Source organism: Micromonospora sp. DT43 (assembly GCF_049841645.1).
Classification (GTDB): Bacteria; Actinomycetota; Actinomycetes; order Mycobacteriales; family Micromonosporaceae; genus Micromonospora.
Genome location: NZ_JBNCKR010000020.1, coordinates 96642 through 107250, shown reverse-complemented (window position 1 = coordinate 107250; position 10609 = coordinate 96642). Strand labels below are relative to the sequence as shown.

Below are 10609 nucleotides of genomic sequence, written 5' to 3'. Positions count from 1 at the left end.
TCGACTGGGCAACCCCAGCCGAACGCCTGGACCACCTCATCGCCGCCTAACGATTGCACTCACCCCTTGACCCCAAGAGATCAACAGCCCCGTTAACCCCATGATCAACTCGCTCACAGGGGGGTGAAGGGGGTGAAGGGGGTGGAGAGGTGGGGAGTTGCCAGGACGGTGGGGTTGTGGGTTTGTAGGGCGGTCACGCGGGAGGCGCGGGCTGCGTCCTGGTCTTCCTCGTGGGCGTACGCCAGGGTGGGGTCGATCAGTTGCACCAGGTGCACCAGGAGGTCGCCGGTGAGCAGCATCCGCTCGTCGGCCGCGGTCAGCAGCACCGACTGGTGGCCGGGGGTGTGCCCGGGAGTGGGCAGCAGTCGTACCGCAGGGGTCAGGGTTGTCTCGCCGTCGACCACCCGGAGCTGGCCGGCGGCGCGCAACGGCGCGATCAGACCGGCCGGCAGCCCCGGGTTGATCACCTCGGCAGCCACCAGCTCGGTGCGCTGGAGCAGGTAACTCGCGTTCGGGAAGTACGGCCGGCCCGGCGTGCCGGTGACCGCCCAGCCGATGTGGTCGCTGTGCAGGTGGGTCAGCACGACGGTGTCGACGTCGGCCGGGTCGATGCCGGCGGCGGCCAGCTCGGCGGGCAGACGGCCGGGCACCGGTGCCCAGCTCGCGGCCGGGGAGTCGGCCGGGCCGACCCCCGCGTCGACAAGGGTGACCGGTCCGTCGCCGGAGCGGATCGCGAAACTGCGAAACGGCAGCCACCACCGCCCGTCGGCGGTGACCGAGGCGGGGTCGCGGCGGTCGGCCTCCTGCCACTGGGCGGCCGTGGCCTGCGGAAATGCCTCCGCGCGGGGTTGGAAGAAGACACCCTCGGCGTCCGTGAGGGCGGTCACCGTGATAGACCCGAGGGTGCGGCTCGGTGGCATCGGGCCATGATTCCAGGGCATTCCTGTTCCGCGCAGCCCGGTTTCCGCCGGTCGGTCGAGGCCGGCTGGGGGCTGCCGGCCCAATTGCAGTACGCTCGTACTGCTTGAGCACGTGTCCCCCGAGAGGAGCGCCGGCCGATGGCGAAGATCAAGGTAAACAACCCGGTCGTGGAGCTCGACGGCGACGAGATGACCCGGATCATCTGGAAGCAGATCCGCGAGCAGCTGATCCTGCCCTACCTCGACGTCGACCTGCACTACTACGACCTGTCGATCCAGTACCGCGACGAGACCGACGACCAGGTCACCATCGACGCCGCCAACGCCATCAAGGAGCACGGCGTCGGCGTCAAGTGCGCCACCATCACCCCGGACGAGGCCCGGGTGGAGGAGTTCGGCCTGAAGAAGATGTGGCGGTCGCCCAACGGCACCATCCGCAACATCCTCGGCGGCGTCGTCTTCCGCGAGCCGATCATCATGTCCAACGTGCCGCGGCTGGTCCCCGGCTGGACCAAGCCGATCATCATCGGCCGGCACGCCCACGGTGACCAGTACAAGGCCACCGACTTCGTCGTCCCCGGCCCGGGCACGGTGACCATCACCTACACCCCGGCCGACGGCGGGGCGCCGATGGAGATGGAGGTCGCCAACTTCCCCGGCGGCGGCATCGCCATGGGCATGTACAACTTCGACGACTCGATCCGCGACTTCGCCCGGGCGTCGTTCCGGTACGGGCTGGACCGCAACTACCCGGTCTACCTGTCCACCAAGAACACCATCCTCAAGGCGTACGACGGCCGGTTCAAGGACATCTTCGCCGAGGTGTTCGAGACCGAGTTCAAGGCCGAGTTCGACGCCGCCGGCATCACCTACGAGCACCGGCTCATCGACGACATGGTCGCCGCCGCGCTCAAGTGGGAGGGCGGCTACGTCTGGGCCTGCAAGAACTACGACGGTGACGTGCAGTCCGACACCGTCGCGCAGGGCTTCGGCTCGCTGGGTCTGATGACCTCGGTCCTGCTCTCCCCGGACGGCCGTACCGTCGAGGCCGAGGCCGCGCACGGCACTGTCACCCGGCACTACCGGCAGTACCAGAAGGGCGAGAAGACCTCGACCAACCCGATCGCGTCGATCTACGCCTGGACCCGTGGCCTGGCCCACCGGGGCAAGCTGGACGGCACGCCGGCGGTGACCGAGTTCGCCAACACCCTGGAGCAGGTAATCGTCGACACCGTCGAGGGCGGCCAGATGACCAAGGACCTCGCGCTGCTCATCTCGCGCGACGCCCCGTGGCTGACCACCGACGAGTTCATGAACGCGCTCGACGAGAACCTCGCCCGCAGGCTCGCCGCCTGATCCGACAGCACCAGCACCGGAGCCCGTCGGCACCCGCCGGCGGGCTCCGGCGTGTCCGCCGGGTGACACGTCTGCGGCGTCACCGGGCCCAGCGCGCCTCGTTGACCAGGGTGGACGAGATGCCAGTCGCGTCCACGGAAGGTTGACCGCGGTCGACCGCGGCGTGCGTGCCGATCAGGCAGCCTTCCCGGCTGTGTCGAGCACAGCCAGCCGTCCCTTCCCTGCGGGGGGCCCTGTCCCGGGCCCCCCGCGCCCTGTTCCCGCCCGGCCCGCGCCCACGTTGAGGACGCGCGGCGAAGAGCCGTTCAGGCGGCGCGGAGCAGTTCGGCGGCGCGCTCGGGAGAGATGTCGTTGATGAAGACGCCCATCCCCGACTCGGAGCCGGCCAGGTACTTCAACTTGTCCTTGGCCCGCCGGATGCTGAACAGCTGAAGGTGCAGGTGGCCCAGCTCGCGGTCGATCCGCACCGGCGCCTGGTGCCACGCCGCGATGTAGGGCATCGGCATGTCGAACAGTCCGTCGAATCGGCGCAGCAGGTCCAGGTAGAGCGGTGCGAAGGCGTCCCGCTCGCTGTCGGTGAGCGCCGGGATGTCCGGCACCACGCGGCGCGGCGCGACATGCACCTCGAACGGCCAGCGGGCCGCCGCCGGCACGAACGCCGTCCAGTGGTCGTTCTCGGTGACCACCCGGTCGCCGGTCGCGCGCTCGGCGGCCAGCACGTCCGCGTACAGGTTGCCCCCGCCGGTCCGCTCGGCGTGCCGGCGCGCCGCGGCCAGCAGCGCCCGGGTGCGCGGCGTCACGAAGGGGTACGCGTAGATCTGCCCGTGCGGGTGGTGCAGCGTGACACCGATCTCGACGCCCCGGTTCTCGAAGCAGAACACCTGCTCGACGCCGGGCAGCTCGCCGAGCACCTCGGTCCGGTCGGCGAGTGCGTCCAACACGGTGCGGACGCGACGGGGCGGGAGGCTGGCGAAGGAGGCGTTGTGGTCGGAGGTGAAGCAGACCACCTCGCACCGGCCCACGCCCGGCCGAACCGGCGTGAACGGGGTGATCTCCCCGGGCTCGTCGGCGACACGGCCGCTCAGCGACGGGAACCGGTTCTCGAAGACCACCACGTCGTAGTCCGGAGCGGGGATCTCGGTCAGTCGGTCGCCCTGCGACGGGTCGAGCGGGCACTCGTTCGCGGGTGGAAGGAAGGTGCGGGTCTGCCGATGCACGGCCACTGCCACCCACTCGTCGGTAAGCGGGTCGTAGCGCAGTTGCGACGCGGGCGGCGGTGGCGGCAGGTCCCTGCGGTCCGGCTGGTCACGGACGGCGTCGTCGTTCTCGTCGAAGTAGATCAGCTCCCGGCCGTCGGCCAGGTCGATCGCGGTGCGCTTCACTTCGCCGTCCCCTCACTCGTCGGCGTGCGCGTCGCGCGGCCCGCCCCTGTTGCCTTTGCCATGATCAATTCGCCCACCTGTTCGCCGAGTACCCGTCGTGCGGGCGGTGGCAACGCCTCGTCGCTGACCAGTACGTGTGCCGCCGCCAGCTCGACGATCGAGGAGATGCCCACCGTGCCCCACTTCGTGTGGTCGGCGAGCACCACCAGCCGGTCCGCCGCGGCCACCAGCGCCCGGTCGATCTCCGCCTCCATGAGGTTCGGGGTGGTGAAGCCGGCCCGCTCGGTGATGCCGTGGACGCCGAGGAAGAGCAGGTCCAGGTGCAGCCGCCGGACGGCGCCGACCGCGAGCGGGCCGACCAGCGCGTCGGACGGCGTCCGCACGCCGCCGGTGAGCACCACAGTCTGGTCGGGCCGGCCTCCGCCGTGCAGGATCTCGGCCACCGGCAGCGAGTTGGTCACCACTGTCAGGCCGGGGACGTCCACCAGCCGTCGGGCCAGTTCGGCGGTGGTGGTGCCGGCAGAGAGGGCGACCGCCGAACCGGGCCGGACGAGCTGCGCCGCCCGGTCCGCGATGGCTGCCTTCTCCGGCAGTTGGCGGACCGACTTGGCGTGGAAGCCCGGCTCGTCGGTCGAGCTGGGGCCGGCCGCTGTGGCGCCGCCGTGCACCTTGGCCAGCAGGCCGCGCTCGTGGAGGGCCTCCAGGTCGCGCCGGATGGTCATGTCGGAGACGCCGAACTCGGTCGCGAGGTCGGTCACCCGAACGCCACCGGAGACCCGGACCCGATCCAGGATGGCCGACTGCCGCTGCTGAGCGAGCATCCGCCGTGCCTCCCCGGGTTCCACGTACTCTCACGCGGTCGAACGTGTTCCAACAAAGATGAACACTAGCGCGTGCCCGGAACCGGCGGAAGGAAAGGGGTGGGGCGACGCCTCAGGCCGACTGAATCTTCAACTCCACCCACCCGCTCTCGGTGAGGTGGTGCAGCACGGCCTGTACCGCGTCGGCGACGCTCAGATCGGTGGTGTCGAGCACCAGGTCCGCGTCCGTCGGCTCCTCGTACGGGTCGTCGATACCGGTCATGCCGGTGAGCAGGCCGGCGCGAGCCCGCGCGTACAGGCCCTTGCGGTCCCGCTGTTCGCACACCTCCAGCGGCGTCGCCACGTGCACCAGCACGAAACCCGCCCCGGCGGCCAGGGCCATCTCCCGTGCCGTCGCGCGGGCCGCCGCGTACGGGGCGATCGGGCAGCAGATGCCCACCCCGTGGTGCCGGGCGATCTCGGCCGCCACCCAGCCGATCCGCCGGACGTTGAGGTCCCGGTCGGCCTTGCTGAAGCCCAGCCCGGCGGAGAGCTCCCGGCGTACCACGTCCCCGTCGAGCAGGGTCACCGTCCGGTCGCCGCTCTCCCGCAGCGTGTCGGCCAGCCCGCGGGCGATTGTGGACTTGCCGGAGCCGGAGAGGCCGGTCAGGAAGACCACCAGCCCTCGATGCCGGCGTGGCGGCCGGGCCCGGGCCAACTCCTTCGCCACCGCCGGAGGGGTGTGCCACTCCGGCAGCGGGAAACCCCTGTCGAGCAGGTCGTCGATCTCGTCCTGGGTGAGGGCGAGGCGGCGGTTACGCGGCGGGATGTCCTCCCGCCAGCGCCACTGCCCGTCCCGGTTGTCGTACGCCAACTCGCGCGGCACCAGCACCCGTAACCCGGCGCCGGAGAGCATCTCCCCCGTGGAGAGCAGGTGGGTGACCCCGTACGCGGCGGAGACGCGCGCACGCAGCAGGGCGTCGCTGATCTCCTCCCGGCGATGCGACAGCGGCACGGCCACCAGGGTGGCCGGGGGCATCCGGTCGCGGGCGGCGAAGATCGTACGCACCAGCGCCTCCGGCGCGAGCCCGCCGACACCGCCCTCGCCGACCGGGATCATCACCAGCAGGTGCGCGGCCAGGGTGCGGGCGGCGTGCGCGATCTGGGCGAGCTGCGGCCGGTGCAGTGGACGATCGGCGATGACCCCGAGCACCCGACCCGGGGGCAGCAGCGCGCGGACCTCCTCCGGGCTGCGACGCAACCGCTGGAAGGGGCCGTGACCGCCGTCGCCGAGCCGACGGAGTTGACCGCCCAGACCCGCCACGCCCTCGCGTACCGGCCAGACGTCCGCGACGTCCAGGGCGGCGGCCGGCGCGCCCTCGCCGTCGGTCAGCACCAGCGCCCGGCGGGCCTCATCGCGCGGGTCGAAGCCCTGGGCCAGCGTGGCCGGCACCTGCAGGGTCACCGGAACCTGCCACGGCGTGCCGTCGGCCAGTCGGCCACGTCGGCTCACCGACACCAGGTCGGCGCGGGTCATGAAGCCGGTCAGGGGGGCGTACGCGCCGGTCAGCAGCAGCTCCAGATCCGCGAGCTCACCGGGACGCGGCGTGTACGCCGGCGCGTCCCGGAGCACCTCGTCGGGCAGCACCCAGCCGTTGCTCATCCACGCCCCCCACTCGCTGACCGGCACACAGTTTCGCAGCCGACCGCCGATCGGTCGAGGCCGCCACTCCACGACTCGCGCGGCCGGTCGGCGCCGGAACCGGCGGCGGAGTCTGGCCGAGCGCGCGACCGGCGCAAACGTTCGTCGTTGCCGTCGGTGGACCCTAGGGGTGGATCGCCGCGAGGATCAGGGGAGCGCCGGGGGCGCGCCGGTGTCGCCACTGGGCATCGACTCCCTACGCTGGCGTCGTGACACTGATCGCGACCCAGTCGCTCACCAAGACGTACGGAGGTCGAGTCACCGCGCTCACCGACCTCACCGTCGCCGTCGAGCCCGGGATCATCGGCCTGGTGGGCGCGAACGGCGCCGGCAAATCCACCTTGATCAAGATCCTGCTCGGCCTGATCCCCCCGACAAGTGGCCAGGTCTCGGTGCTCGGCATCGACCCGACCGCCGAACCGGCAGCGGTCCGTGCGCGCGTCGGTTACATGCCCGAGCACGACTGCCTCCCACCGGACCTGTCCGCCGCCGAGCTGGTCACCCACCTCGGTCGGATGAGTGGTCTGCCGCGCACGGCGGCCCGTGAGCGCGCCTCGGAGGCGCTGCGTCACGTCGGGCTCTACGAGGAGCGCTACCGCCCGGTCGGCGGCTACTCCACAGGCATGAAGCAGCGGGTCAAGCTGGCCCAGGCGCTGGTGCACGACCCCGACCTGCTGTTGCTCGACGAGCCGACCAACGGACTGGACCCGGCCGGCCGCGACGCCATGCTGGCGCTGGTGCACCGGATCGGCACCGAGTTCGGCATCTCTGTGCTGGTGTGCTCACACCTGCTGGGCGAGGTCGAGCGGATCTGCGACACGCTTATCGCCATCGACGGCGGCAAACTGCTGCGCGCCGACCACATCTCCGCGATGACCTCGGCCACCGACGTGCTGGCCGTCGAGGTCAGCGAGGGCACCGAAGAGCTGGCCGCCCGGCTCGCAGAGCTGAACCTGCCGGTGGCGCGGGACGGGCGGCTGCTCCTCGTACCGCTCGCCGACGACAGCACCTACGACCTGATCCTCGGCGCGGTCGCCGAACTGGACCTGCCTCTGCACCGGCTGGACCAGCGCCGGCACCGGGTGGCCGAACTCTTCGCCACGAGGGAGCTCACCCATGCCTGAGCTGTCATCCGCCGCCGTGCGGCCCACGCCGACAGGCGTCATCCACGACATCGGCTACCAGCGCTACGAGGGCCCACGGTTGGGTCGCCGGCACGTCTTCGGCGCGCTCTACCTGCACGGGCTGCGCACGATCTTCGGATTCGGGCGCAGCGCCAAGGCCAAGATCTTCCCGTGGCTGGTGGTCGGCATCGTCACCCTGGTCGCGGCGGCCCTGGCGGCGGTACGCAGCCAGCTCGGCGAGCCGGTCGCCACGTACGCCCAGTTCGCCGACGCGATGAGCTGGCTGGTGCTGTTCTTCGTCGCGGTGGCCGCGCCGGAGCTGGTCTCCCGGGACCTGCGCAGCGGTGTGCTGCCGCTGTACTTCTCCCGACCGCTGCCCCGCTCCGACTACGCGCTCGCCAAGTTGCTGGCGCTGGTCACCGGCCTCTGGCTGCTGCTCGGTGGGCCGCAGTTGGTGATGTTCCTGGGCGCCGCGTTCACCACCAAGGACGGCCTGCACGGGGTCTGGAACGAGCTGCTCGACCTGCTTCCCGGTCTGCTCTACGCCGGGCTGTGGGCGGTGGTCTTCGCCTCGGTGGGGCTGCTCATCGCGTCGCTGACCGGCAAGCGCGCGTTCGCCGCCGGCGGCGTGGTCGCGGTCTTCCTGATGACGACGCCGATCGTCGGGGTGCTGAGCATCCTGCCGTCGCATACGGCCAACCAGCTGGCCGGATTGGCCTCGCCCAGCACGCTGGTGCAGGGAGTGGGCATCTGGTCGCTCGGTGACCTGCTTGTCGAGGGCGATCCGGGCGAGATGATGATCGGCGGGTTCGGCCCGGTCTACGCCCTGGTCGCGGTGCTGCTGGTCGCCGGCGCGACCGCCCTCCTGCTGGCCCGCTACCGGAAGGTCGCCTCCTGATGAGCACGCTGAGCCTGACCGGGGTGTCCCGGTGGTACGGCAACGTGGTGGCCGTCAACGACATCAGCATGGCCCTCGGGTCGGGCGTGACAGGTCTGCTCGGCCCGAACGGCGCCGGCAAGACCACGCTGCTGCACATGATGGCCGGGTTCCTCGCCCCGTCGCGCGGCACGGTGACCCTCGACGACGAGCCGACCTGGCGCAACCCCGACGTCTACCGCCGGCTGGGGCTGGTCAGCGAGCGGGAGGCGGTGCAGGGTTTCCTCACCGCGTACGAGTTCGTGCTCGCCAGCGCGAAGCTGCACCGGCTGGCCGACCCGGCGGCGGCGGCCCGACGGGCCATCGACCTGGTGGAGTTGGAGTCGGCGCAGGACCGCCGGATCGGCACGTACTCCAAGGGCATGCGTCAGCGCGCCCGGGTCGCGGCAGCGCTTGTGCACGACCCGCAGGTGCTGTTGCTCGACGAGCCGTTCAACGGCATGGACCCGCGTCAGCGGCTGCACATGATGGATCTGCTGCACTCCCTCGGCGACGACGGCCGGACGATCCTGTTCAGCTCGCACATCCTGGAGGAGGTCGAGCAGGTCTCCGGCACGGTGCAGGTGATGGTGGCCGGTCGACTGGCGGCCTCCGGTGACTTCCGGACCATCCGCCGGCTGATGACCAACCGTCCGCACGTCTTCGCGGTGCGCTCCACCGATGACCGGGCGCTTGCCGTCGCCCTGATCGCCGAGGCGTCGGTGAGCGGCGTCGAGCTGGACCGCACCGGCCTGACCGTGCGCGCCGGCGACTACGGCGCCTTCACCCGGGCGCTGCCCCGGATTGCCCTGAGCCAGGGCATCCGGGTGCGTCAGTTGGTGCCGTCCGACGAGTCCCTGGAGAGCGTCTTCTCCTACCTGGTGGAGGCCTGAGATGTCGACCATTACCTGGATCACCGCGCGCGGGCTGTTCGGCCGGCGCCGGTTCCTGCTGCTGCTTCCGCTGCCGTTGGTTCTGCTCGGGCTTGCCATCCTCTGCCGGTCGCTGGACGTGGACCCGGGCCAGTGGGGGCCGCCGGTGCTTGTCGGCCTCGGCCTGGCGGTGGTGCTGCCGGTGGTGGCGTTGATCATCGGCACCGGCGTGCTGGGCGCGGAGATCGACGACGGCACGGTGGTGCACATCCTGACCAAGCCGCTGCCGCGCTGGCAGATCATCCTGCCGAAGCTCGCGGTCGCCGCCGGGGTCACCGCGGCAACCGTCGCGGTGCCGCTCTACGTCGCGGGCGTGCTTGCCGATTCGGTACGCCTCGGTCTGGCGCTGGCGTTCGCGGCGGCGCTCGGCGCGCTGGCGTACTCGGCGCTGTTCCTCGCGCTCAGCCTGGTCACCCGGCGGCCGGTACTGCTCGGCCTGGTCTACGTGCTGATCTGGGAGGGGCTGCTGGGCAACTTCGTCAGCGGCACGAAGGTGCTCTCCATCCAGCAGTACGTGATCGCCCTCGCCGACCGGCTCGCCCCCAGCGGGCTGCTGGAGACCACCGTTTCGGTGCCGGTGGCGTCCGTGATGACAGTGCTGATCAGTGTCGGCTTCACCGTGCTGGCGATCGATCGTCTGCGCTCGTTCAGCGTGGCCGGCGAGACGAGCTGACGCCGGTGCGGGGTAGGGGTCCGGCCAGCCTCCGGCGACGGGTAGGGCTGGCCGGATGGACCGGACGGGGTGCCAGGGGACACGCTCGTGGCTGTGAGTGTCGAAGCGGAGTGGACGTCGTTGGCTGAGCCGTACTCCCGGAGTAGCCGGCCGTGGCTCACGAGCCTGGCGGCCGCCGGGCTGGCGTGCGCGACTGTCGCGACGGCCGCCCAGGGCAGTGGCCGGTTCCACTGGTGGGCCGGTTTCATCCTGATCCCGGCCGCGTTGATCGCGGCCAGCGGCGGGCCGTTGCTGGCCCGCGGCGGCGGTCGGGCCTTCGCCGGGTACGTCGTCGCCTGCGTCGGCACGCTTGTGTTCGTGGTGGGTGCGCTGCTGATGTTCGGGGCGATGGGGAAGGGCTGGCCGCTGCTCGTGGCGCTGCCCTGCCTGGCGGTCGCCGGCACGTACGGGTGGCGGGCCGCCCACCCGCTGGCCCGTGGCCTGCACCGCGCGGTGGCGCTGCTCGCGCTCACCGGCGCGCTGCTCGGCGCGACCCTGCAACTGATCCACATCCGTCTGATCCACCTGGAGACGGGCTGGTGGGGGGTGTTCCTGATGCTGGCCGGCGCGATCGTGCTGGGCAACGCGGGCGAGCTGACCCGGCACCGGATGCCGTACCGGCTCCAGGCGATCACCCTGCTGGTCGGCCCGGCCGTGGCGGCCATCCTGCTCGGCCTGCGCTTCCTGCGCGGCTGGTGAACGACGGGTCCGCCGCCGCCCCCGGGGGGTGGGCGGCGGCGCACCCGTCGCGCCCGCGGCCGCACG

The 10609-nt window shown here is 71.5% G+C and carries 10 protein-coding genes; 6 read left to right on the top strand and 4 right to left on the bottom strand.

What is annotated here, in order from left to right:
• Positions 1-113: 113 nt before the first annotated feature.
• Entirely contained in the window at positions 114-887 is a 774-nt protein-coding gene (locus ACLQ26_RS31130) for an MBL fold metallo-hydrolase (RefSeq protein WP_425747933.1), read from the bottom strand.
• A gap of 171 nt (positions 888-1058) precedes the next feature.
• Here ACLQ26_RS31130 and ACLQ26_RS31125 point away from each other — a divergent pair, with 171 nt between their 5' ends.
• Positions 1059-2276 carry an NADP-dependent isocitrate dehydrogenase gene (locus ACLQ26_RS31125; protein WP_344354626.1) on the top strand — a complete coding sequence of 406 codons (1218 nt, stop codon included), beginning with the start codon at positions 1059-1061 and terminating at the stop codon, positions 2274-2276.
• Between the two features lie 305 nt (positions 2277-2581).
• Here ACLQ26_RS31125 and galT read toward each other — a convergent pair whose 3' ends face one another.
• The 3 genes from galT to cysC form a co-directional block, all read right to left on the bottom strand.
• Positions 2582-3658 (bottom strand): galactose-1-phosphate uridylyltransferase, encoded by a 1077-nt coding sequence (gene galT / locus ACLQ26_RS31120; RefSeq protein ID WP_425747930.1) that lies wholly within the window; start codon positions 3656-3658, stop codon positions 2582-2584.
• On the bottom strand, positions 3655-4479 hold the full coding sequence (locus ACLQ26_RS31115; protein ID WP_425747929.1) for a DeoR/GlpR family DNA-binding transcription regulator: 825 nt from the start codon (positions 4477-4479) through the stop codon (positions 3655-3657). The genes galT and ACLQ26_RS31115 overlap by 4 nt, the downstream gene beginning before the upstream one ends.
• A gap of 112 nt (positions 4480-4591) precedes the next feature.
• Complete coding sequence (cysC, locus tag ACLQ26_RS31110) at positions 4592-6121, bottom strand: adenylyl-sulfate kinase (RefSeq protein WP_425747928.1); 1530 nt, start codon at positions 6119-6121, stop codon at positions 4592-4594.
• A 248-nt stretch (positions 6122-6369) separates the two neighbouring features.
• Here cysC and ACLQ26_RS31105 point away from each other — a divergent pair, with 248 nt between their 5' ends.
• The 5 genes from ACLQ26_RS31105 (at position 6370) to ACLQ26_RS31085 (ending at position 10543) form a co-directional block, all read left to right on the top strand.
• Positions 6370-7284 (top strand): ABC transporter ATP-binding protein, encoded by a 915-nt coding sequence (locus tag ACLQ26_RS31105; protein WP_425747927.1) that lies wholly within the window; start codon positions 6370-6372, stop codon positions 7282-7284.
• Positions 7277-8182 (top strand): ABC transporter permease, encoded by a 906-nt coding sequence (locus ACLQ26_RS31100; protein ID WP_425747925.1) that lies wholly within the window; start codon positions 7277-7279, stop codon positions 8180-8182. Before ACLQ26_RS31105 ends, ACLQ26_RS31100 begins: the two co-directional genes overlap by 8 nt.
• On the top strand, positions 8182-9093 hold the full coding sequence (locus ACLQ26_RS31095) for an ABC transporter ATP-binding protein (RefSeq protein ID WP_425747924.1): 912 nt from the start codon (positions 8182-8184) through the stop codon (positions 9091-9093). Before ACLQ26_RS31100 ends, ACLQ26_RS31095 begins: the two co-directional genes overlap by 1 nt.
• Position 9094: 1 nt before the next feature.
• Positions 9095-9805: an ABC transporter permease subunit gene (locus ACLQ26_RS31090; RefSeq protein WP_393301467.1), complete on the top strand. Its 711-nt coding sequence runs from the start codon at positions 9095-9097 to the stop codon at positions 9803-9805.
• A gap of 93 nt (positions 9806-9898) precedes the next feature.
• A complete protein-coding gene (locus tag ACLQ26_RS31085) occupies positions 9899-10543 on the top strand; it encodes a hypothetical protein (RefSeq protein WP_425747922.1) in 645 nt (214 codons plus the stop codon).
• Positions 10544-10609 lie beyond the last annotated feature (66 nt).